Source organism: Aminobacter aganoensis (assembly GCF_014206975.1).
Taxonomy (GTDB): Bacteria; Pseudomonadota; Alphaproteobacteria; order Rhizobiales; family Rhizobiaceae; genus Aminobacter; species Aminobacter aganoensis.
On record NZ_JACHOU010000013.1, the window covers coordinates 1 to 25,930 of the forward strand.

General features: G+C 60.3%; 23 protein-coding genes. 14 read left to right on the forward strand and 9 right to left on the reverse strand.

Going from position 1 to position 25,930, the window contains the following annotated elements:
* From GGR00_RS20200 to GGR00_RS20215, 4 genes are all read right to left on the reverse strand, one after another.
* The coding region (locus tag GGR00_RS20200) for a formate--tetrahydrofolate ligase (protein ID WP_183264787.1) at positions 1 to 140 on the reverse strand (140 nt) is incomplete at its 3' end.
* 55 nt (positions 141 to 195) lie between these two features.
* On the reverse strand, positions 196 to 1,089 hold the full coding sequence (gene folD, locus GGR00_RS20205; RefSeq protein ID WP_055978421.1) for a bifunctional methylenetetrahydrofolate dehydrogenase/methenyltetrahydrofolate cyclohydrolase FolD: 894 nt from the start codon (positions 1,087 to 1,089) through the stop codon (positions 196 to 198).
* Between the two features lie 281 nt (positions 1,090 to 1,370).
* Positions 1,371 to 3,080, reverse strand: coding sequence for a trimethylamine N-oxide permease (locus tag GGR00_RS20210; RefSeq protein ID WP_055977849.1), 1,710 nt, complete (start codon positions 3,078 to 3,080; stop codon positions 1,371 to 1,373).
* 80 nt (positions 3,081 to 3,160) lie between these two features.
* On the reverse strand, positions 3,161 to 4,870 hold the full coding sequence (locus GGR00_RS20215; protein WP_055977852.1) for a trimethylamine N-oxide permease: 1,710 nt from the start codon (positions 4,868 to 4,870) through the stop codon (positions 3,161 to 3,163).
* Positions 4,871 to 5,346: 476 nt separating this feature from the next.
* On the opposite strand from GGR00_RS20215, the gene GGR00_RS20220 reads away from it, so the two are divergent.
* Entirely contained in the window at positions 5,347 to 5,991 is a 645-nt protein-coding gene (locus GGR00_RS20220) for a LuxR C-terminal-related transcriptional regulator (RefSeq protein ID WP_377863758.1), read from the forward strand.
* A 438-nt stretch (positions 5,992 to 6,429) separates the two neighbouring features.
* Here the strand turns inward: GGR00_RS20220 and GGR00_RS20225 are convergent, their stop codons facing one another.
* Positions 6,430 to 7,797: an NAD(P)-binding domain-containing protein gene (locus tag GGR00_RS20225; protein WP_055977854.1), complete on the reverse strand. Its 1,368-nt coding sequence runs from the start codon at positions 7,795 to 7,797 to the stop codon at positions 6,430 to 6,432.
* A gap of 165 nt (positions 7,798 to 7,962) precedes the next feature.
* Between GGR00_RS20225 and GGR00_RS20230 the strand changes: the two genes are divergently transcribed.
* Entirely contained in the window at positions 7,963 to 9,276 is a 1,314-nt protein-coding gene (locus GGR00_RS20230) for an ABC transporter substrate-binding protein (protein ID WP_184700660.1), read from the forward strand.
* Here the strand turns inward: GGR00_RS20230 and GGR00_RS20235 are convergent.
* The gene (locus GGR00_RS20235) at positions 9,259 to 9,981 is read right to left on the reverse strand and encodes a FadR/GntR family transcriptional regulator (RefSeq protein ID WP_055977860.1); all 723 of its coding nucleotides are present in this window, start codon (positions 9,979 to 9,981) and stop codon (positions 9,259 to 9,261) included. The two genes, GGR00_RS20230 and GGR00_RS20235, sit on opposite strands and share 18 nt — an antisense overlap.
* A 308-nt stretch (positions 9,982 to 10,289) precedes the next feature.
* Between GGR00_RS20235 and GGR00_RS20240 the strand changes: the two genes are divergently transcribed.
* Together GGR00_RS20240 and GGR00_RS20245 are read left to right on the forward strand one after the other, a co-directional pair.
* Positions 10,290 to 12,653: a trimethylamine N-oxide demethylase gene (locus GGR00_RS20240; protein WP_055977863.1), complete on the forward strand. Its 2,364-nt coding sequence runs from the start codon at positions 10,290 to 10,292 to the stop codon at positions 12,651 to 12,653.
* 123 nt (positions 12,654 to 12,776) lie between these two features.
* Positions 12,777 to 13,520 carry a bestrophin-like domain gene (locus GGR00_RS20245; protein ID WP_343065601.1) on the forward strand — a complete coding sequence of 248 codons (744 nt, stop codon included), beginning with the start codon at positions 12,777 to 12,779 and terminating at the stop codon, positions 13,518 to 13,520.
* Between the two features lie 27 nt (positions 13,521 to 13,547).
* On the opposite strand, the gene GGR00_RS20250 is transcribed toward GGR00_RS20245, so the two are convergent.
* Positions 13,548 to 15,626, reverse strand: coding sequence for a putative bifunctional diguanylate cyclase/phosphodiesterase (locus GGR00_RS20250; RefSeq protein WP_184700663.1), 2,079 nt, complete (start codon positions 15,624 to 15,626; stop codon positions 13,548 to 13,550).
* A gap of 882 nt (positions 15,627 to 16,508) precedes the next feature.
* Here GGR00_RS20250 and GGR00_RS20255 point away from each other — a divergent pair.
* From GGR00_RS20255 to GGR00_RS20270, 4 genes are read left to right on the forward strand one after another with little or no spacing between them, the layout of a single operon-like run.
* Entirely contained in the window at positions 16,509 to 17,090 is a 582-nt protein-coding gene (locus GGR00_RS20255; protein WP_184700665.1) for a hypothetical protein, read from the forward strand.
* The gene (locus GGR00_RS20260) at positions 17,087 to 18,463 is read left to right on the forward strand and encodes a 7-cyano-7-deazaguanine synthase (RefSeq protein ID WP_184700667.1); all 1,377 of its coding nucleotides are present in this window, start codon (positions 17,087 to 17,089) and stop codon (positions 18,461 to 18,463) included. Before GGR00_RS20255 ends, GGR00_RS20260 begins: the two co-directional genes overlap by 4 nt.
* 5 nt (positions 18,464 to 18,468) lie before the next feature.
* The gene (locus GGR00_RS20265; RefSeq protein ID WP_184700807.1) at positions 18,469 to 19,653 is read left to right on the forward strand and encodes an XRE family transcriptional regulator; all 1,185 of its coding nucleotides are present in this window, start codon (positions 18,469 to 18,471) and stop codon (positions 19,651 to 19,653) included.
* Positions 19,628 to 20,245 carry a PIN domain-containing protein gene (locus tag GGR00_RS20270; RefSeq protein WP_184700669.1) on the forward strand — a complete coding sequence of 206 codons (618 nt, stop codon included), beginning with the start codon at positions 19,628 to 19,630 and terminating at the stop codon, positions 20,243 to 20,245. The genes GGR00_RS20265 and GGR00_RS20270 overlap by 26 nt, the downstream gene beginning before the upstream one ends.
* Positions 20,246 to 20,869: 624 nt before the next feature.
* Here the strand turns inward: GGR00_RS20270 and GGR00_RS20275 are convergent.
* A complete protein-coding gene (locus GGR00_RS20275) occupies positions 20,870 to 21,757 on the reverse strand; it encodes a hypothetical protein (RefSeq protein WP_184700671.1) in 888 nt (295 codons plus the stop codon).
* Complete coding sequence (locus tag GGR00_RS20280) at positions 21,750 to 21,977, reverse strand: helix-turn-helix transcriptional regulator (protein ID WP_184700673.1); 228 nt, start codon at positions 21,975 to 21,977, stop codon at positions 21,750 to 21,752. The genes GGR00_RS20275 and GGR00_RS20280 overlap by 8 nt, the downstream gene beginning before the upstream one ends.
* A 151-nt stretch (positions 21,978 to 22,128) precedes the next feature.
* Here GGR00_RS20280 and GGR00_RS20285 point away from each other — a divergent pair, with 151 nt between their 5' ends.
* The 6 genes from GGR00_RS20285 to GGR00_RS20310 all read left to right on the forward strand — a co-directional run bounded on the left by GGR00_RS20285 (position 22,129) and on the right by GGR00_RS20310 (position 25,927).
* Positions 22,129 to 22,995 (forward strand): hypothetical protein, encoded by an 867-nt coding sequence (locus GGR00_RS20285; RefSeq protein ID WP_184700675.1) that lies wholly within the window; start codon positions 22,129 to 22,131, stop codon positions 22,993 to 22,995.
* 260 nt (positions 22,996 to 23,255) lie between these two features.
* Positions 23,256 to 23,720: a hypothetical protein gene (locus GGR00_RS20290; protein WP_184700677.1), complete on the forward strand. Its 465-nt coding sequence runs from the start codon at positions 23,256 to 23,258 to the stop codon at positions 23,718 to 23,720.
* A gap of 135 nt (positions 23,721 to 23,855) precedes the next feature.
* The gene (locus GGR00_RS20295) at positions 23,856 to 24,104 is read left to right on the forward strand and encodes a hypothetical protein (RefSeq protein ID WP_184700679.1); all 249 of its coding nucleotides are present in this window, start codon (positions 23,856 to 23,858) and stop codon (positions 24,102 to 24,104) included.
* Positions 24,105 to 24,118: 14 nt separating this feature from the next.
* Complete coding sequence (locus GGR00_RS20300) at positions 24,119 to 24,295, forward strand: hypothetical protein (RefSeq protein ID WP_184700681.1); 177 nt, start codon at positions 24,119 to 24,121, stop codon at positions 24,293 to 24,295.
* Positions 24,296 to 24,532: 237 nt separating this feature from the next.
* Positions 24,533 to 25,024, forward strand: coding sequence for a hypothetical protein (locus GGR00_RS20305; RefSeq protein WP_184700683.1), 492 nt, complete (start codon positions 24,533 to 24,535; stop codon positions 25,022 to 25,024).
* Positions 25,025 to 25,315: 291 nt separating this feature from the next.
* The gene (locus tag GGR00_RS20310; protein WP_184700685.1) at positions 25,316 to 25,927 is read left to right on the forward strand and encodes a hypothetical protein; all 612 of its coding nucleotides are present in this window, start codon (positions 25,316 to 25,318) and stop codon (positions 25,925 to 25,927) included.
* Positions 25,928 to 25,930: the final 3 nt, after the last annotated feature.

The following is a 25,930-nucleotide window of genomic DNA, read 5'->3' on the forward strand; positions in this document are numbered from 1 at the left end:
AACTCGGCCGAGATCTTGGCCTTGTCGTGGCCGTAGGGCAGCAGGTGCTCGGTCGGAATGCCGATCTTGGCGCCGATCTCCTGGATCTGTTTCTTCTTGGCGCCACGCGCGATCTCGATGTCGGTCTTAAATTCGGCCATGACTCTTTTCCCTTGAGTTTGGTTCGATTTCGACGGAGCCGGTCAGGCTCCCGGATTAAAAACGAGGTGCTGCCTGGCCTGCCGCCCGGAATGCCGAGACGACGGTGTTGGCCATCAGAAGTGCGATTGTCATCGGGCCGACGCCGCCGGGCACCGGCGTGATGGCGCCGGCCTGTTCGGCTGCACCCGCATAGTCGACATCGCCGACCAGCTTCGACTTGCCGTTGGCGCCGCCGTCGAGACGGTTGATGCCGACGTCGATGACGGTGGCACCCGGCTTGACCCAGTCGCCCTTGATCATCTCGGGGCGGCCGACTGCGGCAACCAGGATGTCGGCGCTGCGGCACAGTGCGGGCAGGTCCTTGGTCCGGCTGTGGGCAACGGTGACGGTGGCGTTGGCGTTGAGCAGGAGATTGGCCATCGGCTTGCCGACGATGTTGGAGCGTCCGACCACCACCGCGTTGAGGCCCGACAGGTCGCGGCCGAGCGCGCGCTCGATCAAAAGCATCGAGCCTGCCGGCGTGCAGGGCACGAAGGCGGTGTCGAGCTCACCGGTGCCGAGCTTGCCGACATTGGTGAAATGGAAGCCGTCGACATCCTTGTCGGCGGCGATCGTCTGGATGATCTTGCCGGCATCGATGTGGTCCGGCAGCGGCAGCTGCACGAGGATGCCGTGGATCGCCGGATCGGCGTTGAGTTTTTCGACCAGCGCCACGAGATCCGATTCGGAGGTGTCGGACGACAGCGCATGTTCGATCGAGTGGAAGCCGCACTCCTTGGCCTTCTTGCCCTTGGAGGCGACATAGACCTGGCTTGCCGGATCGTGGCCGACGATGACCACCGCGATGCCGGGCACGACGCCGGTCTTTGCGATGAGCTGCTCGGCCGCTACCCGGACCTTCGCCACCACATCGGCCGCCACTGCCTTGCCGTCGATTACCGTCGTCATGCTATGCCATTCCTCCCAGGCGAACGCGTCGGAACCCACGGCAGGTGCCGTCGATTCGCAGCCCCGGATACCCGATCCGGACAGCTTTTGCGCTGAATTTTCCCGTCTGAATCTATAACAGGCGAGAGCCGTGAAAGTCAACCGTAATGCAAGAATCTTTCATGGAAAGAAATATTGGCCCAGTGCTTTTTCCTGCCATGGCCATGGGGTGAGCCCTGGGGCATCCCCAAAGGAAAAGGCCGGCTTGCGCCGGCCTTGACCCTAGTGACGAGATGTCTCCGTCAGATGACGAAGAACCAGTTGGCGAGCAGCACCACCGCCACGCCTGCGGCGAGTGTCAGGTAGGGCAGGATGCCCGCCTTGCGGTTCTTCAGGTCTTCCTGGGTGATGCCGAGGTCGTCGAGCATGTGCGCCGGGAACTTGCCGCCGTCCTGGATGTAGTGGCGGTAGCAGAACACCGGGATGATCAGCGCCGCGGCGATGAATCCGGCATACAGCGCCCAGGGGTTCCAGACCTTGGCGCCGGCGCCCATGAACATCGCATTGACGTAGGACAGCAGCGCGCCGACCGCGATCAGGATCGTCGGGGCCTTCCACGGACGATGGATGTGGCCGTTGTCGATGCGGTGGATCCAGCCCGAGTTCAGGTTGAGGAAGTTGAAGATGATGTAGCCGCAGTTCGACACCGACAGCACGAAGAAGAAGCTGGTGGCGTCGGCGGCGGCGACGGCGAGCAGGAACACGTTGAAGATCAGGTCGGTCCACATGGCACGGGTCGGTGCGCCGTGGCTGTTGACGTGGCTGAGGAACTTGGGCAGCCAGCCGTCGACCGAGCCCTGGTAGAGGGTGCGCGACGAACCGGCCATCGCCGTCATGATCGACAGCATCAGTGCCATGATCATCAGCATCACCATGATCGAGGTGACGAAGCCGGCGCCGCCGACCATGCGTGCCATGGCCTCGGCAACGCCCGAGCCGTCGACGATCGGCGTCGCCAGCATGCCGTTGAGGCCGAGCACGCCCTGGAAGGTGAACGGCACCAGCGTGTACAGCGCCAGGCAGAGCAGGCCGGAATAGAAGATCGCCCGCACCGTGTCGCGGCCGGGGTTCTTGAACTCCGAGGTGTAGCAGATGGCCGTCTCGAAGGCGTAGGCCGACCATGCGGCGATGAACATGCCGCCGAAGGCCAGGGTCCAGCCGGCGACGTTCCACGTGCCGGGCTCAGGCGAGTAGGCGGCGGCGAGCGGAACCAGCGGCGAATAGTTGTCCCAGTTGATCTGGCCGGTGATGATCGGGACGATGCCGACGATCAGCATCGGCACGATGACGATCAGGCCGATGTATTTCTGCACGTTGGCGGTGCCGAGGATGCCGCGGTGCTGGATGGCGAAGGTGATCAGCATCAGGATGACGCCGATGAAGAACACCGAGTTGAGCGAGAAGCTGACCGGCCCGAGCGTGCCGTGATAGAGCGTCCAGGTGCGGATCGCGGGGGTCGCTGCCGCAGTCAGGGCGGCGACTGCGTCGGCAGCGCTCGTGCCGACATTGGCTGCCATGTACTGCAGCACCTCGGGCGAGGTCTCGGTGAAGCCGGGGATCGGCGCCAGCGCGTTGAGGATGTAGGCCGCCGCGATCGAGCAGCCCAGCGACAGCACCGGCGTCCAGGCGAGCCAGTTGCACCACACCGACAGCGGCGCGATGAATTTCGAATAGCGCAGCCATGCGGTCGCGCCATAGACCGAGGCGCCGCCCGACTTGGACGGGAACAGCCCGGCAATCTCGGCATAGGTGAAGGACTGGATCAGGCCGAGGATGATCGACGCGGTCCAGATCAGGAAGGCGATGTTGCCGGTGGTGCCGGCGATGCCGCCGATCGAGAACAGAACCAGCGCCGGCACGCCGCTGGCCACCCAGAAGGCGCCGCGCCAGTCGATCGTTCGTTGAAGCTGGCCGTCTCCGGCGTCGCTGTGACTTGCTGTCGTTGTGCTCATTTTCGTTCCCCGTCTTGTTCAAAAAGGCCCCGCGCCTCCCAGCGCGGGACCGTGCCTGTATTGTTGTTGGGTTCGGCGTGTCAGAGCACGAAGAACCAGTTGGCGATCAGGACCACCGCGAGGCCGAGGATCAGCGTCGCGTAGGGCAGGATGCCGGCCTTTCTCTTGCGCAGGTCGGCCTCATGCATGCCGAGGTCGTCGAGCATGTGCGCCGGGAACTTGCCGCCGTCCTGGACGTAGTGGCGGTAGCAGAACACCGGGATGATCAGCGCGACCGTGAACAGGCCTGCCCACAGGGCCATCGGGTTCCAAACCTTGGCGCCGGCGCCCATGAATGCGGCGTTGACGAAGGCGAAGATGGTGCCCAGGCCGAGCAGCCAGGTCGGCGCCTTCCACGGACGCTTGATGTGCCCGTTGTCGATGCGGTGGATCCAGCCGGCGTTGAGGTTGAGGAAGTTGAAGATGATGTAGCCGCAGTTGGCGACGGCGAGGATGAAGAAGAAGCTCGTCGCGTCGGTTGCAGCGATCGCCAGCAGGAAGAGGTTGAAGATCAGGTCGGTCCACATCGCGCGCGTCGGCGCGCCATGCTCGTTGACGTGGCTGAGGTACTTGGGCAGCCAGCCGTCGACCGAGCCCTGGTAGAGGGTGCGCGACGAACCGGCCATGGCGGTCATGATCGCGAGCAGCAGCGCCAGGATCATCAGCATGACCAGCAGCGTCTTCACCAGGCCACCGCCGCCGACCATGTTGGCCATGGCGTCAGCCACGCCCGAGCCGTCGACGATCGGGGTTGCCAGCATGCCGTTGATGCCGAGGACGCCCTGGAAGGTGAACGGAACCAGGATGTAGAGCAGCATGCACAGCAGGCCGGAGTAGAAGATAGCCTTGAACGTGTCGGTGGCCGGGTTTTTGAACTCGCGGGTGTAGCAGACCGCGGTTTCGAAGCCGTAGGTCGACCAGGCGGCGATGAACATGCCGCCGAGCGCCAGCGTCCAGCCGGCGGTGTTCCACGAGCCGGGTTCAGGCGCATAGGCCGCGGCCAGCGGTACCAGCGGCGAATAGTTGTCCCAGTTGATCTGGCCGGTGATGATCGGCACGACGCCGACGATCAGCAGCGGGATGATGACCAGCATGCCGACGATCTTCTGCACGCTCGCGGTGCCGAGGATGCCGCGGTGCTGGATGGCGAAGGTCATCAGCATCAGCAGCGCGCCGATCCAGAAGGTGGCGTTGAGCGAGAAGCCGACCGGGCCCAGCGTGTGACTGTAGAGCGTCCAGGTGCGGATGCCGGGGGTGCCGGCAGCGGTGACGGCGGCGACCGCGTCAGCGGCGCTCGTGCCGACATTGGCGGCCAGATACTGCAGCACCTCGGGCGAGGTTTCGGTGAAGCCCGGGATCGGCGCCAGCGCGTTGAGGATGTAGGCGGCGGCGATGGTGCAGCCGAGCGACAGCACCGGCGTCCAGGCGAACCAGTTGCACCACACCGACAGCGGCGCGACGAACTTCGAATAGCGCAGCCAGGCAGTGGCGCCATAGACCGAGGCGCCGCCCGATTTGTTCGGAAACAGGCCGGCGATTTCAGCGTAGGTGAACGACTGGATGAAGCCCATCAGGATGGACAACGTCCAGATCAGGAAGGCGATGTTGCCCGTCGTGCCGGCGATGCCGCCGATGGAAAACAGGACGAGCGGCGGCACGCCGCTGGCCACCCAGAAGGCGCCTCGCCAGTCGATTGTCCTGTGAAGTTGGCCGGCGGGTTCCGCCGGACTGATGTCCGTAACAGCGCTCATTGTCTCAGTTCCCCATAGATTTGAGAATGCCCGTCGCCCACGCCGGAATTTCCTGGTTTCGTGGTGCGGCGTCAGTTTCCGCTAAGGCTTCTTTTTTTCCTCAAAGTGAAGTTTGTCCGATTTCGATGCGCCGTCAAGCCATTTTGTCGCAGTGCCGGTGGAAACTTCGATCCATGCTCCCCATGTCACAAGATTGGCCAATGCGGGCGCATCTTTCTGGCCGGGAAAGCCCCACCCGAAGGGGTGGTTTGCCGGTCTTTGGACCGTTCGCCGGTTATGAAGCCGGCACTGAGTCTATTTTGCCTAATATACTGGAATGAAAAAATCATTCATGATATGAATTGCAATCAAGGCCGAGATGGATCGACCTGACACAGGAGACGTCGGCAAGAGGTGGGCGCACGAACATAGGCGGGAGGAACATGAACGCCGAATGGAAAGGTCAGCGCCAGGGCATCGGGATTGAGGTGGTGCCAGTGGCAAGAGACAGCAAGTTCAAGATACTGATCGCCGAGCGAAACCCGCTTGTGGTTGCGGCGCTAGGCGACATGATTTCGCGCGACGGCCGCTTCGAACTCGTCGACAGCGTACCGACCGGCAAGGCCTTTCTCCAGGCGGCTTCCGAGGCCGATCAATCGTTCGATCTCGCGGTGCTCGGCTGGAAGCTGTCCGACATGGACAGTGGCGAGGTGCTGGCCGAAATGCAGCGGCGCTCGCTGCATGCCCGGGTCGTGGTCTTTTCCAATGACCATGACATTTCGATCCTCAAGCAGTGCGTTCGCCTTGGTGTTCAGGGCTTCTGCTATCAGTTCGACGATCCGGCGATCCTGTTCGACACGCTGGTGGCGGTGGCGCATGGCCGCATCTGCATTCCCTATGTCGACGTGTCCAAGATCAACGACACGCCGCTGTCGCGCTTGACCGCGCGCGAGCGCGAGCTGCTGTCGGTTCTCGCCGATGGCTGGACCAATCTGCAGATCGCATCGCGCACCGGGATTTCGGAGAACACGGTCAAATACCACCTCAAGAATCTCTACGACAAACTCGACGTCCGCAACCGGGCGATGGCGGTGGCGCTCTACGCCAGCGAGAAGAATCGCGGGCCGAGCGTGAACGCCTAGCCGGACGGTTTTTCAGGGTTCAGAACGGGTCGTGTCCTTCGGGGCCGGCCCGTTTTTTGTTTGACTATGCCTTGCGGCGGCCGGCGTCTGAAGACGCTGCTCCGCAGGCCGCTGCCTTGCTTCGCCCTTGCGACGAACTCAGGGCCACGGCTTCGCCGTTTCGCGAATTCTGGGTCGCCGCAGCTCCCGGCCGAGATTGGTTGTTCCTCGACCTCCTGAAGCGTGGGGAGCGTGGTTCGCAAAGCCAGCCGGTGACAGCGCCGAACCCGAAAGTTGCGGGGATCGAATTTCACCGTGAAGAAAGTCGCAGCGTGGGGACTCGTCGCCCGGTCCTCGCTTGGCCGTGGCCGCTGCGATGCCCCTGAAAGCAAAATGCCGCCCCGGTTAGGGGGCGGCATCGCATGTCTTCAGGCAAGCCGGTCCATCCGGACCGGAATGTTACTCTGCCGCGACGGGGGAGGCGGTGCGCAGATATGCTTCCAGCGAATCGTCGAGCGCGTCCCTCCACGGCGTGTGGTGTGCCGGGGCCATCGTGCCGGTGATGACCGACCGGTAGGAGTGGTTGCGGAACTCCATGATGCCCTTCTTCTTGTGTTCCTTCCACTCGAAGAATGCCGCGTTGGCACCGTCCACGTTGAAGCTCGGATAGTCGGTCTCGGCGATCAGTTCCTTGACGTATTCGCCCTGGTATTCGATCGCGTCGTGGGTGTCCTTGCCGGCATCCTCGCGGGTCACGCGATCCTCGACGTCGGCAACCATCGCCTGCTTGGTGGCAGGCAGCTTGATGCGGCCGAGGATGACGTCGCGTGTCCACCAGGCCTGCGCGTCGAACATGTTGAAGGTGAACCACTGGTCCTGCATGCCGATGTAGAACATCGCCGGATTGTGGACATAAGCGACGCCCTTGTAGAGGTCGGCGGTCGCCAGGCGGTTGGCGGTCCGGAGACGCAGGTCGTCGGGCAGGAACGGGAAGTGGTGCTTGTAGCCGGTGCACAGGATGATGGCGTCGATGCGCTTGGTCGATCCGTCCTTGAAGGTGGCGGTGTTGACGTCGACCTTCTCCAGCAGTGGCTTCTCTTCCCAGTTTTCAGGCCATTTGAAGCCCATCGGCGCGGTGCGGTAGCTGTTGGTGATCGACTTGGCGCCATACTTCCAGCACTGCGAACCGATGTCTTCGGCCGAATAGCTGGTGCCGATGAGCAGGACGTCCTTGCCGGCGAACTCGCGGGCGTCGCGGAAGTCGTGGGCATGCAGGATGCGGCCGTTGAAGCGGTCGAAGCCGGGGAATTCGGGGACGTTCGGGGTCGAGAAGTGGCCCGAGGCGACGATGACGTTGTCGAATTCCTCGGAATAGCAGTGATCCTTGGGCAGGTCCTGCACGGTGACGGTGAACTTCTTGGTCTCTTCGTTCCAGGTCACCATGCGCACGGCGGTCTCGAAACGGATCCACTTGCGGACGCCGGCCTTGTTCACGCGGCCTTCGATGTAGTCGAACAGGACGGCGCGCGGCGGATAGGAGGCAATCTGCTTGCCGAAATGCTCTTCGAAGGAATAGTCGGCGAATTCAAGGCCCTCCTTGGGGCCGTTCGACCAGAGATAGCGGTACATCGAACCATGGACGGGCTCGCCATACTGGTCGAGGCCGGTGCGCCACGTGTAGTTCCACAGGCCGCCCCAGTTGGCCTGCTTCTCGAAGCAGACGATCTCGGGGATGTCGGCGCCCTTCTCCGCGGCCGACTGAAATGCCCTCAGCTGGGCCAGACCCGATGGTCCGGCGCCGATTACGGCGACACGCTTTGCTGTCATGGTTTCCTCCTTATTTTGGTATAGACCAAATTTCGCTATTGGTTCCACTGGTCCAGTGCATACTGACTGCCGTTATACCAATTTGTCAACGACGAGTTTCCTCTGAGGAAGAAAAATTTCGCCTCATGAGGATGAAGCTCCCAAGATTTGATGATACTTACAGCCATGCAGAATTCCAGCTTTGCTCATCATCTTGCGGTATCCAGCCTCTTGCCCCGGCTGTCCGTCGGCATGCCGAACGCCGTGAATGTCGGGTTCCTGGCTCCGCTCAGCGGCCAGGCGGAGTCATGGGGCCTGCCCGGACTGCACGGCTGCCGGATCTGGGAGGACTGGCTCAACAAGACCGGCGGCCTGCTGATCAACGGGCGGCGCTATCCGATCAAGATCGTCGAATTTGATTGCGACTACGATGCCGGCCGGGCGGAGGAGGGCGCGCGCCATCTGATCGAACAGCATGACATCAAGCTGCTGATGATGCTGGGCGGAGATACGATTGCGCGGATACGGGAATATCTGACCCAGCGCAAAGTCCTGACCTCAACCCTGCTGCCCAGCGACCTGTCGCCGGACATGCCGTATCTGATCGCGCCCAGCGAGTTGCATCCGATCTACAACGTGACCGGGGTCGACTGGCTGGCCAGGACCAGGCCGGAGCTTCGAACCGTTGCGATCTGCAGCCAGTCCGATGCGCTTGGTCTGCCCTCGCTGGCGACCTATCGCGCGGCCTTCAAGGCCGCCAATGTGGGGATCGTCAAGGAAATCCAGTACGATCCCCATGCGACCGACGCTGCCGGGATCGTGCAGCCGATGCTGGATTCGAACCCCGACATACTGTGCTGGTGCACCAGCTACACGCCGATGGTCCATGCCATGACCGAATACGCCCATGCACAGGGCTTCAAGGGGCAGATCATCTCCTGCACGCTGGACTATTACGACCAGCTCGTCGCCCGGACGTCCGCCGAATTCATGGAAGGCTTCGTCTTCCAGTTCCCCGACTTCGACGATGAAAAGCTGACCGACAAGACCTTCTTCTTCAACCAGCCGAAGGGCTTCTTCGACGAGTACAACAACCGCTTCCCCGGCACCTGGACCGCGGTGAGCTGGGAATATGTCGCCATCCTGGACATCTGGCATGCGGCGGTTGAAAAGTGCAACAGCGTCAATCCGCTGCCTGTATTGGCGGCGATGAAGCAGCTTGGCCATGTCACCCACGCGTTCGGCCCGGCCCATTGGTGGGGCGAGAACATGTTCGGCATCGACAACGCGCTGGTCGGAGACTGGCCGGTGGTGACGCTGAAGAGCGGCAAGGCGAAGATTGCCGCCTTCGGTTCGATCCCGCGCTGGCTGAAGCGCCATGGCGGCCTGCTCAAGCAGGAAATGTCGGACCTGGGCCAACTCTGGGAGCAGCGCCTGCAATCGAGCGGCAGTGGAACCGCCTTGCAGGCACGGACACCCGAGTTAATCCTGCAGAAATAGCTTCTGCTCCTCGACCAGGTGCAGCTTGATGAATTCGACCGCACGCTCCACGTCGCGCGAGGCAATCGCGTTGAACAGCGCGTTGTAGCGTTGTTGATATTCAAGGATCCGTTTCGGCGACAGATGCCGGCGCAGCAGGGTGGTGCGGAAGCTCACGCGGCAGGCCTCGATCGCCAGGTTGTAGCAGGATGCCAAGAGGCGATTGTGCGTTCCCTCGGCAATCTTGCGATAGATTTCCTCTTCGCATTTGACGAAGGCGACGACGTCGGTGTGCACGCTTTCGATCTTCGACATGAGCTGTTCCAGCTCCCACACCTCGCGCGGGGTCATGTTGATGACGGCAAGGCGGACCATTTCGGGCTCGAGGATACCGCGCACGACAAGGTGGTCCAGCGGGCTGGTCTCCAGCGCCACCGAGCTCTCTCCGCGCTCCGGCTCTTCCGAGCGATAGGTCACGAAACTGCCGCTGCCGGGGCGCCGGTTTATGACCTTGCGGGCTTCCAGCACGTCCAGCGCCTCGCGCACGGTGTTGCGGGCCACCCCCAGTTCCGAAGCCAGCGCCCGTTCGGACGGAAGGCGCGCGTTCAGCGGATATTCCTCCGACCTGATCTTCGCGAACAGCCGGTCCAGAACGGTCTGCACCGTCGCCCCCACCGAGTAGCTGGCGATGAGTTGAGAGGTGAGTTGGTCGGTTTCAGCCTTCATTTCGCGACCTTGCATATCAGTTCCGCCTCATGGCTGCAGCGGGCGACGAAGCCTACCGCAGCGCAGTCCAAGTTTGAAATGTTTATCGAATCCGACCCAGTACCACGGTAGAGCGAACCAGGACAATCGCTTGATGGGCGAGGCGGCGTCAATGGTCCGGGCCTCGCTCGCAGCACCGCCCGTCGGGCAGGCGCTTCGCCTTATTTTTAGGCTATGCGACGAAACGAAGCCTTGCTAGAGCGGCAAAATAGAGTATTCTCTAGACTGAAATATTTTTACACACAGGCAAAATTTCTGACGAGGTGGTGATGACTATCGCAGACTACCCCGCCGTGACATCGGGACCACCGCGTCCGAGTCTCATCCTGCAGCCCGGGCTGCTGTTGCCGGGCATGGAGCGTTACCACGTTCCGGGTCGTGGCGCCGCGCTGATCGACATCGAGGCCGGCGACAAGGTGACCGTGCGCAACCTCGAGGGCGGCCAGCCTTGCGAGCTGGTGGCGTTCGATGCCTCCGGCAAGGCCGATCCGGGCATCCTGGGCACGCGCTCCAACAGCGACGCTGCCGGGCTCAAGGCGCTTCTGGTTGACGGCGACGGCAGCCTGCAGACGTTCCGCGCTGGGCTCGCTCGCCGCAAGCTCGAGTTAGGCCGCGCCGAGGCCGTGCGCTTCTTCGATGGCGCCACCGTTGCCGGCACCGAAGAGACCTTCACCGTCACCCGCCCGGGTACGCTTGTGGTGGCCGCTCCCGGCGCGCCGATGGCGATCGACAGCCACGACACCTCGACGCCGCTGGTGGTCATGATCAAGCGGGCGACGATCCGGCCCGCCGGCAAGTCCGACCTGCCCGATCCGCTCGCCGATCCGGTGCTCGATCTCCGGGTCAAGTCGAAGACGGCTGAGTCCTTCTTCGTCAAGGCCGGCGACTACATCCAGATCATCGACGTCGACGGCCGCCAGTGCACCGACTTCCAGTGCTTCTCGGCGCGCAAGCTCGACAAGGGCCGCGACCTTGCCCTCGATGTCACCGCCACCCGCTCGCTGATGGGCCACGCCTATCCGATGCCGGGCCTGCATGCGAAATATTTCGACCAGGATTTCGAGCCGCTGGTCGAGGTGATCCAGGACACCTGCGGTCGCCACGACGCCTTCGCGCTTGCCTGCTACGCCAAATATTATGACGACATCGGCTACCCCGGCCACATCAACTGCTCGGAGAACTTCAACGGCGCGCTGACGCCTCATGGTGTCAATGCCCGTGCCGGCTGGATGGCGGTCAACTTCTTCTTCAACACCGGCATCGACGCCCATGGCGTCATGTTCTCCGACGAACCCTGGTCGCGGCCGGGCGACTACGTGCTGCTGCGAGCCCTGACCGACATCGTCTGCGTCTCCTCGGCCTGCCCCGACGACACCACGCCGGCCAACGGCTGGAACCTCACCGACATCCACGTCCGGACCTATTCCGGCAACAACAAGTTCCAGCGCGCGATCGCCCGACGCACGACCCCGGAGGCAGAACCCAAGATGACCCGCGAGACCGGCTTCCACCAGAGCTTTGCCAAGCACACCCGCAACTTCATCGAATACAAGGGCTTCTGGCTGCCGCAGGAATTCGCCAAGGAAGGTCCGATCGAGGAGTATTGGGCCTGCCGCCAGAAGGCGGTGGTGATGGACCTGTCGGCGCTGCGCAAGTTCGAGGTCACCGGCCCCGATGCCGAAGCCCTGATGCAGTACACGCTGACCCGCGACGTCAAGAAGCTCGGCGTCGGCCAGGTCGTCTACACCGCCATGTGCTACGAGCATGGCGGCATGATCGACGACGGCACCTTGCTGCGCCTCGGCAAGGACAATTTCCGCTGGATCTGCGGCGACGACTATTCCGGCGACTGGCTGCGCGAGCAGGCGGAAAAGCTTGGCCTCAAGGTGCTCATCCGCTCTTCGACCGATCAGATGCACAACATCGCCGTGCAGGGCCCGAACAGCCGCGACATCCTCAAGGAGATCGTCTGGACGCCGCCGCACCAGCCGGCGCTGTCCGAGCTCGAATGGTTCCGCTTCACCATCGGTCGCATCGGCGATGCGCAGGGCGTGCCGATCGTCGTCTCGCGCACCGGCTACACCGGCGAGCTCGGCTACGAAGTGTGGTGCCATCCGCGCGATGCCGAGAAAGTCTTCGACGCGGTCTGGGAGGCGGGTCAGCCGCATGGGCTTAAGCCGATGGGCTTTGCCGCCCTCGACATGGTCCGCATCGAAGCCGGCCTGATCTTCGCGAACTACGAGTTCTCCGACCAGACCGACCCGTTCGAGGCCGGCATCGGCTTCACCGTGCCGCTGAAGACCAAGACCGACGACTTCATCGGCCGCGAGGCTCTGATCCGGCGCAAGGACAACCCGATCCACAAGCTGGTCGGCCTCGACATCGACTCGAATGTCGTCGTCGGCCATGGCGACTGCGTCCATATTGGCCGCGCCCAGATCGGCATCGTCACCTCGTCGATGCGCTCGCCGGTGCTCAACAAGAACATCGCGCTGGCCCGAGTTGATGCAACCCACGCCAACGTTGGCACCGAGGTTGAGATCGGCAAGCTCGACGGCCACCAGAAGCGTCTGCCGGCACGGATCGTCCCGTTTGCCCACTACGATCCCAAGAAGGAAAAGCCGCGGTCGTAATCAGCCGCGACTTCGCCTCCATGAATGCAAAAGCCCCGCAACCTGCGGGGCTTTTTGTTTGAGGATTCCGGGAATTGGCTTATTCACGGTCAATAGAAAACACCCTAGGCGCAAGGCAGCATCGTGGAAATATTCTCCTGGTCGCCCATCTTGCTGACGCTTCCCTTCATCGTCGTCGGCGTCGTCTCATTTTTCCTCGGCGCGGCCTTCCTGGCGATCTTTGCCAGGCAGGCACAAGGCGACCCCTTGTCGATGCCGGTCGCCGCTTTTGTCGGCACCATCACGACGGCCTGGGCGTTGTCGCTCGGCTTCACCGCGGCCGACGTCTGGTCGGTCAATGCGCGCGCCAGCCAGGTCGCCAGCGAGGAACGCTCGTCGATGATACGCCTCGCCGGCATGGCCAAACCCGAGGCGCTTGCCTCTGCCGAATTGATGAATGGTCTTCAGGCCTACAAGGATGCCGTCATTTCGGTAGAATGGCAGAACGCGAACCTGTCGCCCGAACCCGCCGTCGAGCAGGCGCTGCAGGACATCCGCCTGGCTTTGATAGCCCTGTCGAGGTCAGGCCTTCCCGATCCGATCATCGCCCAGATGGTCCAGGATTTCGACGAATTGCAGGATGCTCGGAACTCGCGCCTCGCCGTCGGGGTGGGTTCCGTGAACCAGCTCAAATGGTATCTCGTGCTGTTCCTGACGCTGTTGTCTGCAATCGTCATCGGCGCGGTCCATGCCGACAGGCCGCATGCCGGCAGAAAGGCGATCCTGATATTCGCCGTCACGGCGAGCGTCAGCCTGTGGATACTGGCCCTGCACGCCAACCCCTATGTCGGCGTCGCGCGGGTGATATTGGGCGATGCGCGCATCTGACCTCGGTGGTCGCTCAGCAGTGTTCGCTCACGCGGTCCGGGCGACGACGACAGGCTGCGGAGAGGCATTGCGCATAGCCAGCCACGCTTCGGCCTGCGCGTCAGGCATCGGAAAGGCCACGCCGTAGCCCTGGACTGCCGGGCATCCCAGCGCCTGCAGGAAGGACAGCTCCTTTTCGGTCTCGGCGCCCTCGGCGATGATCGAAATGCCGAGGCCGCGGGCCAGTTCGATGATCGCCTTGACGATCTTGGAATTGGCCGGGTTCTTGTGGATGTCGCGGATGAAACGCCGGTCGATCTTCAGCCGGTCGACTTCGTTGGCGCTGATGTGCGACAGCGATGCGTAACCAGTGCCGAAATCGTCCAGTTCCATGCGGATGCCGGCCTTGCGCAGCCGCTTCAACGTCAGTCCGATGCCGCTGTTTTCATCGTCGAGCATCACCGATTCAACGATTTCCAGCGCCACCAGGCGGGTCGGCAGGCCTTCGGCCTTGAGCAGGCCGAGCAAATGGTTGGCGAAGTCCGCCTCGTGCAGCTCCTGGGCAGACACGTTGAGCGAGAGCCGGCCGAAATCCAGCCCCGTGCGATGCCATCCGGCGGCCGTGCGTATCGCCTTGGCGAAGATGGAGCGGCCGATGGCCGGCATCAGCCCGGCCTTCTCGGCGGCCGGAAGGAACTCGCCGGGCGACACGCTCCTGCCCCTGGCCTCCCAGCGCACCAGCGCCTCGACGCCGATCACCTTGCCGGTCTGGAGCGAGACCTGCGGCTGGAAGTGAACGGCGAAGGCCTCGGCGGCGATGGCTTCGCGCAGTTCGCGCTCGAGATTGGCCCTTTCTTCGAACTTGTCGCGCAGGGTCGCGGCGAACAGCCGATAACCGCCCCGACCTTCTGCCTTGGCGCGGTAGAGTGCGAGATCGGCGTTGACGAAAAGCTCGTCCATCGTTGCCGTGGCGTCGTGGAACAGGGCCACGCCCGCGCTGGCGCTCGGCTTCAGCGACGCGCCCGCAAACTCCAGCGGCTGCTTGATGCTCGTGGTGATCCGCGTCGCGACCTCGACAGCGTCCGCCTCGGTGCCGACATCGGTCAGGATGACGGTGAACTCGTCGCCGCCAAGGCGCACGCAGACGTCGGATTCGCGCACGCTGGCCACGAGGCGCCGCGCGGTCTCGATCAGCACGGCATCGCCCGCGGCATGGCCCAGCGTGTCGTTGACGGTCTTGAAGTGGTCGAGGTCGATGTGGATGACCGCGACCGTCTCGCCCTTGCGTCTGGCCGCGGCCAGGGCGGTATCCATGTAGTCGTTGAGGAACGCCCGGTTGTACAGCCCGGTCAGCGCATCATGGTTGGCGGCGAAGTTCATCTGGTCGCGCGCCCTGAGCAGTTCGCTGGTGCAGGACACGACGCGCCGCACCAGCGGCCGGAAGATCAGCACCGCCTCGGCGACGAGCAGCAGCAAGGTGAGGACGAACACCGTCAGGTGGATCTTCTCCACCGCCGCGCCCTTTTCGGCTGCTTCCGACGAGAACAGCCGGGTCAACGTTTCATATTCGCGACGGGCCTTCTCGGCGACGTAGAGCCTCAGCGCCGCGAAGTGGGCCGTGGCATCGGCGGGCATCTCCGCGGACACCGAGTCGGGCAGCAGCTTGAGATATGAATTGACCGTGTATTCGAGGATCCGCGTCGTCGCGTCGATCTGGCCGGGAGCTTCGGTAAACAGCCTGGTCGCGTCCTCCGAGAGTTCGAGCCGGTGGAGCGGCGACCGCGTATCGGGCGATCCGTTGCGCAGGATGCGCTCGTTGGCGAGGAAGTTATCGAGGGCCGCCTTGAGGTTCTGGCGCGCCTGGGTGCGCAGCCATTGCACGTTGGCCGTATGGGCTTCCGTGGCGCTCAGCAGGATCCGCTGCGACAGCATCTGCTGGCGGGCGCCGAGCTCGATCAGGGCGGTCTTCTGGGTGTTCGCCGAGATCACCGAACTCAGCATGAAGAAGCTGGCGGTGGCCAGCGACGCGATCAGGATCAGCGCTGCCACGTAAGACGCCCTGGTCTTGTGCATCAGGCCGTCCGCGAGTTTCTCGTGTTCCGTGCTCGCCTGCGCGCTCGCCGACATGTCGACTTTCCCCCGCCAACTCGATCTCAAAGTTCCCCCGGGAAAGAAAATGCAGAACAATGATGAATTGCGTGTAAATGGAAAGAGTTCTGGTTACGCGACCAAGTAGGTATTTCCGTATGGAATCCTGTTCGGCTTTATTTTTGCACGAATTTGCATGAATTCACGGCAGATGCGAGCGAACTGTTCTTGCCGGAGTTCGCCGGACATTTGGCCGGAGCCGGCAGGTAAAATTGGCCGCCGGTGACCGGAGAACTATCTCTTCACGCCATTTCGCCAGCGCGGTGACGCGCCGTGCTGACCCTCAAGCGCCCCTGGCCCCGAGCCCCATCGCTTCAAGTTCACGAGCGGTTCCATCAGGTCTGGCTGCGGTGAAGGAGTTTGAAGCCGAAAAGAGGCAAGCGACGAACAAGAACCGTCAAACCCTGCTGAGAAAACACCCGGCGCTGGAATCGATGTCAATGAAATCGAGGGGAAGAAGTGGTGCCCAGACGCGGAATGGGCATAGAGCAGAAAAAACCTAGCAAAATCAATCGCAAGGCCAACCATTCGTGCCGATTGTGTATCACCGGTGTGTAGCAAAGTCTATGCGGCAAAAGCTGCGTATTCCGCAGACGCCATGACCTGCGCACAGCATGAGTGGTCTGGATTGGATACCCAAGCTGCAAAGCGCCAAGAACGGACATCAGGAATATCGCCCGAATAGGACATTCATCAGTGGCGCAAGACGCAAGAAGCGTTTGACGCCCTCTCCTACCATTCGGCCACTGTGTGCGGCTGAGTCCATCTTATGGTTGTGTAGTGGAGGCTAGTGCAGACTCATGCGAGAATATTGACATGTCAGGCAATTAAATGGATCGTACCTGACATCAGGAGAATCGAATGAGCGACGGCCCGCACAAAAGTCTGCCTTTGCGTCCGCGGTACAGGCAGCTAGCCGAGTGGGCCTACAAGGCCGCCTTCGCAATTCCGCAAGTTTGCGAGGCAGCGGAAGCTGCCCTCATTCGTGATGCCGCCATCGAATTGAATGTCGCTCTCCCGGGGGTCGTGAGGATCGTCGATGGAGGTGATCTTCTGAGCCGGCATCCCGATTTTCTGCACGAGCAGCTTCGCTGCTTGCGCGATGACGCAGCAATCCAGCCTTTGGCAGCGAGTGTCATCGAGTGTACGCAGATGGCTATTCATCAGGGGCGTCTGGGGCGAGATGCTATTCAGGAGGCCGTCGCGACGGCTCTCGCCGAGCGTCTTGCTGCCAATTCCCGAGCGACCGAGGAACACTATCTGGTCGAGGCGGGGCGTAATGCCTGTCTCGACATTCGTAGTCGCCTGAATGAGACCATCGACGCAATGGACAAGGGCGGGGCGTTCGCTCGCATGGCTCGCTCAATTCTTGGCGACGCAACGGCGAAAGTAACGAGGGCTCCTACCGTGCGCGACGGCATTGATGAAGGGGTTTCGCTATGAAAGTCCTGCAAGGGGAGTATCCAGCAATCCGGGTTGCCGTCGTCGAACGGGGCGTCAAGCCAATGGATGGCTGGCACGCGATCGAGATTGGCAAATCGATCATCTTCAGAATGGACGATCTCGACGATTACCGGACCAGGAACTGGGACACGAGGGTTCTTGATGCGATGATCCTGATTGCCGCGGTCGAGTATTGCGACCGGGTTTGCAGGCGGCCCGCAATGGGATGGATGCGACGGATTGAGTTGCGTGTGCCGGTGCACGATTTGGCGCGGTGGCAGATGCCAGTCGTTGGCTCGGCCCTTGCTTCGGCACTCAAGTTCCTGACGGGCGACGAATGGCAGATAACGTTTTGTCAGCGTCATTCGCATGCCGAGGAAGATGTAGGACACCAAAGCCGACTAGAGTTCGGTGATCTGCAGCGCATTGTGACCCCCTTCAGTGACGGGCTGGATTCGCGGGCAGTCACGGCCATCATCTCTGCTGCCGGGCGTTCTGACCAGCTAATCCGAGTACGAGTTGGCTCAAAAGATTACGATCGGCCTCATCATGGCCGTCGAAAGGTCCCGTTTCTTAACATTCCGTTCAAGGTCAGAGCCGACGCGGTCAGTTTCAAAGAGTCTTCAGCGCGCAGCCGCGGGTTCAAGTTCACGTTTTTGAGCGCCATCGCAGCCTATCTGGTCGGTGCCCGTGACGTTGTCATGCCGGAAAGCGGCCAGGGGGCGCTCGGTCCGTCACTGGTTCCAACGAGTCACGGATACGAGGACTACCGCAACCATCCACGCTTTTTCAGCAGGATGGAACAGTTGTTTGCCATGATTTTCGACTATGAGGTGAATTTCAATCTTCCGCGTATTTGGAAGACAAAGGGTCAGACCCTGAGTGCGTTTGCTGCCTTGCAGTTTGCCCCCAGCGAATGGATCGGCACCCGTTCATGCTGGCAGCAAAACCGAAGTTCTTCAGTTGACCACAAGTGGCGACATTGCGGCATTTGCGCTGCCTGCATGCTGCGGCGCTTAAGTTTCCACGCAGCCGGCCTGGATGAGCCGAAAGAAAACTATATCTGGGAAGATCTAAGGGCCGACCAATTCCCCAAAGGGGCTGCCAAGGGGTTCAACAGAATTACCCGGGCGATGGAGCACTATGCGATTGCCGGCGCTTTGCACCTTGATCATCTCGCCAATCTGCGCTCTTCACCCGTCCATCGAAAACGTTTGAGCAGACACGCGTGGCAACTGTCTCAAGAATTGGAAATGGCTCACGTTGATGCTGAAGGGGAGCTCTTTAGCCTGCTTGAGCAGCATGAGATGGAATGGACGACGTTTATGAAAGATCTTGGGCCCAAGTCATTTGTCGCACAGTGGCTGGCTTGACCGATATGAGCGACCTTAATGATCAGCTTACGCCGGAACAGCTTGGCGACCGCATACGAGTTGCGCGCGAGAATGCGAGCAAGACCCAGGCCAACGCTGCAGAGGCCATCGGCGTTGCCCGCACTACCTTGGTCGCGATGGAGAAGGGCGTCCGTCGTGTAAAAATCAGCGAACTGCAGCAATTGGCGCGCCTGTACGGAACGAGTGCGAACGCCTTATTGCGCAAGGAAGCAGTGCATGTCGAACTGGCGCCTAAGTTTCGCAAATTGGCAAACAATGAGGAGCAATCCGTCGCGCAGGCAGCAGAGCTAATGGCGCAACTTGTACGTGCGGAAGTCGAACTTGAGAGCCTGCTGGGTATCGAGCGCGTCCACAACCTGCCACCCGAGAGACGTATCCTCCTTGGTGATGTTCGCCAACAGGCAGAACAGCATGCTTTGGATCTCCGCCATTGGCTCGGTCTTGGGCTGTCGCCGATTGTAGACATTGTCTCCATCCTAGAAATGCAGATGGGTGTCCGTGTCTACGTCCGGCGGCTGGCAGCAAAGATCTCTGGTTTGTTTGCATACGATGAGAAAGTAGGCGCGTGCATCCTACTGAACGCGAACCATCCACTTGATCGGCGCACTCAGACGGCCGCCCACGAGCTCGGGCACCTGGTAGCCACCCGCATGGACGTTGAGGTGTCCGAGATTGACGAACTTGAGAATTCTCGAGAGGAAAAATACGCAAATGCGTTTGCCCGGGGTTTCTTGACGCCGGCGCAGGCCGTCCGTCAAAAATTCGCCGAAGTGACGGCGGGTGCAACGAGTCTAACTCGCCGCCACGTGATCGTCCTGGCTCATTTCTTTCACGTTTCTCGGGAGGCGATTGTTCGGCGCCTTGAGGAATTGCAGCTGACCAAGAAAGGTACTTGGGATTGGTTTGTCGCCAATGGAAGCATAACTGACGAGCAGGCTCGTCAAGTGCTTGGGGAGGCATTTAGGCGTGACCCTCTCAAAGATGAAGCTGCTCTGCCCGTTTCGCTTAAGGCCAGCTTGATGGCGAACCAGGCCGCCAAACGCGGCCTTCTTAGCGAAGGCCAAATTGCTAGGCTCCTTCATCTGGACCGGGTACAGGTGCGTGATATTCTGAGCGACATTGACGCCGAGGAAAGCGGGGCCAATGCGGCAACCTCAATCCTTCGGTGAGACTGTGCCGCCTCTAGTGGTGGTTGATACCAGTGTCGTGATCAACCTCAACGCAACAGGCAGAGCGAACGATATAGTCCGCGCATTTGGTGTCACCCTATGCGCAAGTGGCGTAGTCCGGGATGAACTCTTTCTCGATCGATTGAATGGCAGGGACGACGCAGGCTTGGCGCAACTGCTCGTCAAGGATGGGCTCTTGGAATTCCTGCCGTTTGACGTTGAGAGCGAGTCGTTGTTCGAAAGCTTGGTTGCCGGACCCGCAGAGAAAACACTCGACGATGGCGAGGCTGCAACACTTGCCCTTGCAGCCGCGTGGAGTGGCGTGGCGATAATTGACGAGCGTAAGGCAATCAAGATTGCTGGCGATCGGTTTCCGGATCTCCAATTGAGGACGACTGCCGACATTCTGCGCTCAGATCGAGTTTTTGCCGCTCTTGGTCGGGCCGAGGTCGCCGAAGCTGTATTCAACGGGCTTAAGGAAGCTCGGATGGCGGTACCCGCGTTCCATCACGACTGGTTGGTAGGATTGTTGGGTGAACGCATTGTCGAGTGCCGTAGCCTGCCGGCCGCTCTTCGGCAGATTTTTGAGTAATGCGATATCAGCGTGAGCCCAGGGCCCAAGTGAGTTTATCCTCGCCCTGCACTAGTTGATGCGCCTCAGCTGGGAGGGGGAGTGCCCTCGCACAGCCGCAATCTCTCCCAGTGCGCGACGACCTAGTCGGGCTCGTAGATGATTGTGACCTGGAATGACTGGCCGGCATGGAAGCTCGGGTAACTGCGGCGACATCCTTACGATCTCTCATTGCGCATTGCGCATTGCGCATTGCGCATTACGCCGCGCCGTCAGTCTAGTTCGATCCGGGCTAGTTCATGCCAAACAAAATAGCCGGATGCGAGGCTGCGCATTGAAGTCAAGATAGCGGCATGGGGGCTCGGCCTCGCCGGCCTGTGGCCAATGTTCGCCAGTACACGATACCCGATGTGAGTCCCGCTGCCCCACCGTCGGATGCCGCATATCGCAGGTAAGAACGGTGTCGTTTTGGCTATGGCGGGACCGGCTGCGAGGCAGGAGTAGGGAGGACTGTTTCGAACGTAGCAAAAGCGTCTTTTAAACGCGCAGTGCAGTATACCCACCACCACCACTCAACCAGGCCCACCATGTAGCCTTACAGCATGTACATACTCCCAATGCCCACATTGCCCCGGTTTAGTGTGTTCATGCACTATGCCTCGTTCGTAGCCTCAGACCGCCACGGGTTTGCATGATGCCCGAGAGGAACACTCGATCACGAGGGCATTGCTTCAACAGCCAGAGATCGAATTCGAGCTGTGCCGATTCCGGCAGTTTGAAGGGCAGCCGGCCTTGGTTGCCGCGAAAGTCGGTGCTGACCTCCCGCGTGTCGACATTGATCTTGGTCGCATAGGAAACGGCGTTCGCAAGCTCGGTGATCTCATCGATCACGATAGTGCGAACTCGAGTGCCGTTCGGATTGACGGGCGCAGTACGACATCGCGGCCTCATCGTGTCGCGAACCTCCTTCCGTGAAACGTCGACCGCGACGATAAGGTGAGCGTGCGGTGTCCACAATTCAACGCCATTCGGGTATCGGTCGAGGGAGACATGAACGCCACCGACAGCCAAGGCATTTGACCACTCGGAACTGTCGCCGTTTCGCATGCGGCGTCGCAGCGACTGAAACAGTCCGTCGACCGAAATCGACGCGAGGTTACCCGGCTGCCGGAAGTAGTGGGGATCGATGAGGTGGATGAAGTACATCGGCACCGCCGCGGTCTGTATGAGTTCGGTCGCTTCGAGAACTAGCTTGTTGATCCCACGGCGCTCTCCGAAGACACATGCAGCGCTGCACGTGTCATTAGGGCATGGACCGCCATCACAATGCTTCAAATGGCGCCACTCGTACTGAGGCACTTTGTTTCGCGCCAGCCGAGCAAGTCGGGCGATATGCCTGTGATACAGCGCTTCTGGCGTTTCGAGTTGCTGGACGTTCATCGACGTCAATGCTTCCACGACGCTCATCGCCTCCTCGTCGTAGTCGACCTGAACTCCTGGCATTCCAAAGGAGCGGTGAGGCAGCTTAACCATGGCTGGCGCCGCCCTTCGGTTCGCTGGTGCTGGAAACGACGCGGGCGTTTCCCCAATCAATGACGTCTGACAGGCGATAACGTACAGAGCGGCCGAAGCGGCAGAACGGTACGCCGCCGCCGATAATGCGCTGGTTACGTATTGTCTTGACCGAGCGTTGCTGGCGCTCGGCGAGCTGGTGCTCGTTCAAAAAGATCTGATTGAGTTCGGGATTGGACACGCGGTCCTCCAAGGGGTGGGTTCAGTTACCCAGGCCTTTACGGAGGTCGGCACTTTTCCCCGGCGCCGTGAAATATGGGCGCTCTGCCACTTGAAAACGTCGATGCGAGCACACAACTGTTGTAGAACAATAATTTTGGTGGGAGGCCGGGGTGAAGGATTTTGACTTTGACGAGGTTGAGGAGGGCTCGCCCACCGCGAGGCCCCAGATGCTTTCGCCCAAAGACAGGCGGCTGAAACGGGCGCGCAAGGTAATGGTTGGCCCTAGAGCGCGGCGGCCACGAGGCGCCGTGGCGGCCGTTCCCTACGATCTGCCCGAGGCATTCGACGAGAGCCTGCAGCGGAGCGCGATGGACCTAGTTCGTCCTATGCTTCATGGGCACGAGGATATGCATTCGGACGGGCTGGTGCCGGCGTTGGTGGATAACGTCGCGAAACTGGCGCGGCTGAGCCATCGCGCCCATCTAAAGGCGATTGCAAGTGCCTACGCATTTTTCATTCTAGATAACTATCTTGGGCACAAGCTGAGCATCGCGCTGGAGGAGCGGTTCAAGGTCACTCGTGTTGTTCGGAAGAACTACGACCCGATCAGGTTCTACCTTGAGCGGATCATATCGTATGACGGCAAGGCGGGGCGGGCGGACAAGGGGCGCGCCGATGCCCTATATGCGCGTGATGCCCGCGCGATCCGGCATCTAATTTCGATAAGCGTGGGCCCTGCGGAGTTGGTCGAAAAGGCCAAGGAAAAGGGGCACGGGCTAGATGCTTGGAGCCGCAGTCCGAAAACGGCGTCTGTCAAATCTCGCGGTCGGCCAGCAGTTTCCTCTGTCGCTCATTCGATCGCCACCGTCGGCGAGTATTCGGTCGCGCTGACAGCGGGCGGAAAACCAGTGAAATTGACAGCAGAGCAGTTGGACGTGTTGCAGGGCACTCTCGTAATGTTCCTCGAAATGGTCGACCTTCTATCACCAGCTGAACGACGTGATGCTGGCTTTTCCCCGCGGTCGCAGTCCTTCTAATCGTCCAGTCAGCCAAATCAGCGTAGCCGGCGAAGAGCCTCGCTTGAAGGCGCTCAATCGATGAGCTTCGACATTCCTTCGCGATAAATCTGCCAGTTCGCGGACCTCCAACTTCACGGGCCTTGCCACAAGGAGCATCCCCGTACCTGGGTCTTGTACGGACCGGAAAGCCTTATGACCTTCCACCCGATGTTCAGCAGCCAGCGTCCCGTAAAGGGGCGGGTGGCCACGATGTGCCATGCGCTAAAATGGAGATCAAAGTGACGCTTATCAGCGATCAAAGACAGCTGACCTATTGGCTGGCCGACCGAGCAATTTCTTCGAGGGGGCTCATCCGTCTCCCTCAGGAGATGGTCGACAAATTTGGAAGAATGATAGAATCAACGGCGAAAGCAAAATTATGGAAATTTTCCTTCAAACTTGATGAGTGGAAATGCTTGCTAACGTTAGATTATGAAAACGATGACGTTCAAATTGGTTCAAAGGTGCATATCATAATGCTGTATCTGCTCATGTGTCATCGCATGAAGACAGGTTTCAGATCACAGGATGTGATCAGAGTGTTGATCGAGCAATGTTTGGAAAAAGACAAAGACGTGTATTTTTTGCAGGATGGACGTTTCACCCGAATGCAGTCAACTTGGGAGTTTTTCCGCATCAATGGTGTGCAAATTGACGTTAAACTCAAGATAAAATCTTATGAGCTGTTTGCGGAGAGAAGCTAATTTTCGAACTTATTGCGATTTGGCGCGACGTTTGCCATCTACATAAGCTCCTCTCTGCGTAAAGGGCTGATACACGGCCACCTGTTTTCGTCGAATTCAGGTGTCGCCGTGGATCAGAATGATGGAAAAATCCTCATGACCGTACGCGTGATTACGAAGAAGCAGGAACTGATAGCTTGGCTCGCAGAGCAGGTTGTCCGTGCCGAACCACAGATCGAAACGTCAACTGCCTTGATCGGCATATTCGACGACATCATCAGATCGTTCCAGAAATATTCGATGCTACACCCGTGGGCGATCGGGAGTGAGTTTTTTTGCATATCCTACATTTTGTCGGGAAGCCGAGCAAAACCGTACAATGCAATGCAACCTTGGACTCATTGATTAGCGAGTTGTACATGGAGCCGTTCGGTTTCGACCGTCCTACGAGCCTTCGGGAGTTTGTTGAGGCGGCGGCAGAGCATGCCAAGATCAAGAACGGAATTCGGCTCGAACGTACCGGAAAAGACTGGCATGCCATTTCTTCCAAGAAGTTGATGCTGTCGCGCAACGTGAAGTTCAATATAAATATATAGTCTCGAGCACCGGGCTTGACGCCCGATTGCTATGAGTGACCGTGGGAACGACTCGCCGGCACTCTGAAGCGCTGAGAACTTCTTCAGCGGCAATTCTTCACTCAGGTGTTGAGCTCTCCTGCTGTCGACCAGCGGGAGAGCTTGCGGTGCGCGGCTATCTCACGCCCAAAGCTATCGAGGCGATGACCGCATCCCGTTTTAACTAGAATTCGGATATGTAAATAGAAGGAAAGATTCATGGCTGCCATGTCTTCGAACACAAAGAGAATGATTACATCTCGTGCTGATCTCGTATATTGGTTGAAAAATGAGATCCGAAATCATGGAACTCCGTTGCCGATTGCGAAGGGCCTTGTAGAGACATTTGAGGTCCTCGCCGGCGAGTTTGCCAACGGCAAATTGCCTGCTTGGAGTGACTTTCTTGGGTTGACCTTTGAGGAGATCGCTTTCAAATCGGAGCATGTCCAATGCAACCCAGCGATTGGACGCTTCATTGGAAGCATGTTCTCGAGGTCGATATCGACTAGTCGGCCCCTTAGCGCAGAGTATTTCATAAGGGCTGCATGCCGCGAGCCGGGCATCGAAGCTGAGGTAAAATTACTCCAGTTGGCAAAGTACACTTCAGTGCGCAGCACGGTGAAATTCTACCGAGATCACGGCTTCTCCATCAAAGTGAACCTCGGCCGCGATCCCCACGGAGAACATGCGCTGTCACGTGATCTCTATTGATCCTATCAGCGCAGTCCACGTCTGGCGAGGCGAACGCTTCGAGACAGTTGTCATAACGTCGATGTTGCGTATGGCTTGACAAGAGGAAAATATACCTATATATTGGGGGGGTGTTCGGATGGCGATTTGGCAATACCGGGCATGGTTGGCGGGCGTAATGAGCATGAAGGCAATCGCAGGTTTCAAGCAGCAACCGCTGCCAAACGAGTGCCATCGGCGAAACCACCGATACCATCTGAATGTTCACCATAGGGCCCCACTCGGGGCCTTTCTCTTTTTCAGGGATGCTTCATGACCCAGCTCACACTCGCACCACTATCGCCTGCCGTTGCGCCTGCCTTGATCCTGCTTGGCCGTGACGATGCCGGAAAGGCCCATGCCAGTTGGTTCGACGGCGAGGATGCCGCCCCGGCCAAGGACGCCGCAAGGCTGATGGGCATGGCTGCACTGTCGGTGGAGGGTGACGAGTTGCGCGACCTCGCCATCCGGCTGCCCAAGGGCAAGCTGTTCACCAGCGGGAGAGCATTCGTGCCCTTCGTGAAGGGTGAGATTTTCGAGCGGCTGCTCAACCATCTGCCCGAACCGCTGAAGGTGCGACCGATGATGATCCCGCGGCCCGCCAAGGCCAGCGAGAAGGAGACCGATGGCGGCGTCTCGTCCGATTCCGCGAAGCCGATGCCGGAGCGGCCAGCGGCAAGTCGCCCAGAAGATTGGTCGAAGATCGTGGTGGGGTCGCTCGTGCTCGCTCGTGAGGGCAGGGACGACGGCTTTTTCGAGGCCCGCGTCGTCGAAGTGATCAGCGAAGGCGTCTTCCGGCTGAGCTGGCGCGACTGGCTGGATTATCCACCCTTCACCCGCAAGGCAGAGCAGATCGCGCTGCTGCACCCCAAGGCATCGGCCTGATGG

What these genes read in the sequence shown, in the direction of transcription:
- folD (WP_055978421.1), bottom strand. Translation starts at nt 1,089, where the DNA reads ATGACGACGGTAATCGACGGCAAGGCAGTGGCGGCCGATGTGGTGGCG.
- GGR00_RS20210 (WP_055977849.1), bottom strand. Translation starts at nt 3,080, where the DNA reads ATGAGCACAACGACAGCAAGTCACAGCGACGCCGGAGACGGCCAGCTT.
- GGR00_RS20215 (WP_055977852.1), bottom strand. Translation starts at nt 4,870, where the DNA reads ATGAGCGCTGTTACGGACATCAGTCCGGCGGAACCCGCCGGCCAACTT.
- GGR00_RS20225 (WP_055977854.1), bottom strand. Translation starts at nt 7,797, where the DNA reads ATGACAGCAAAGCGTGTCGCCGTAATCGGCGCCGGACCATCGGGTCTG.
- GGR00_RS20230 (WP_184700660.1), top strand. Translation starts at nt 7,963, where the DNA reads ATGCAGAATTCCAGCTTTGCTCATCATCTTGCGGTATCCAGCCTCTTG.
- GGR00_RS20235 (WP_055977860.1), bottom strand. Translation starts at nt 9,981, where the DNA reads ATGAAGGCTGAAACCGACCAACTCACCTCTCAACTCATCGCCAGCTAC.
- GGR00_RS20240 (WP_055977863.1), top strand. Translation starts at nt 10,290, where the DNA reads ATGACTATCGCAGACTACCCCGCCGTGACATCGGGACCACCGCGTCCG.
- GGR00_RS20250 (WP_184700663.1), bottom strand. Translation starts at nt 15,626, where the DNA reads ATGTCGGCGAGCGCGCAGGCGAGCACGGAACACGAGAAACTCGCGGAC.
- GGR00_RS20255 (WP_184700665.1), top strand. Translation starts at nt 16,509, where the DNA reads ATGAGCGACGGCCCGCACAAAAGTCTGCCTTTGCGTCCGCGGTACAGG.
- GGR00_RS20260 (WP_184700667.1), top strand. Translation starts at nt 17,087, where the DNA reads ATGAAAGTCCTGCAAGGGGAGTATCCAGCAATCCGGGTTGCCGTCGTC.
- GGR00_RS20265 (WP_184700807.1), top strand. Translation starts at nt 18,469, where the DNA reads ATGAGCGACCTTAATGATCAGCTTACGCCGGAACAGCTTGGCGACCGC.
- GGR00_RS20270 (WP_184700669.1), top strand. Translation starts at nt 19,628, where the DNA reads ATGCGGCAACCTCAATCCTTCGGTGAGACTGTGCCGCCTCTAGTGGTG.
- GGR00_RS20275 (WP_184700671.1), bottom strand. Translation starts at nt 21,757, where the DNA reads ATGGTTAAGCTGCCTCACCGCTCCTTTGGAATGCCAGGAGTTCAGGTC.
- GGR00_RS20295 (WP_184700679.1), top strand. Translation starts at nt 23,856, where the DNA reads ATGACCGTACGCGTGATTACGAAGAAGCAGGAACTGATAGCTTGGCTC.
- GGR00_RS20300 (WP_184700681.1), top strand. Translation starts at nt 24,119, where the DNA reads ATGGAGCCGTTCGGTTTCGACCGTCCTACGAGCCTTCGGGAGTTTGTT.
- GGR00_RS20305 (WP_184700683.1), top strand. Translation starts at nt 24,533, where the DNA reads ATGGCTGCCATGTCTTCGAACACAAAGAGAATGATTACATCTCGTGCT.
- GGR00_RS20310 (WP_184700685.1), top strand. Translation starts at nt 25,316, where the DNA reads ATGACCCAGCTCACACTCGCACCACTATCGCCTGCCGTTGCGCCTGCC.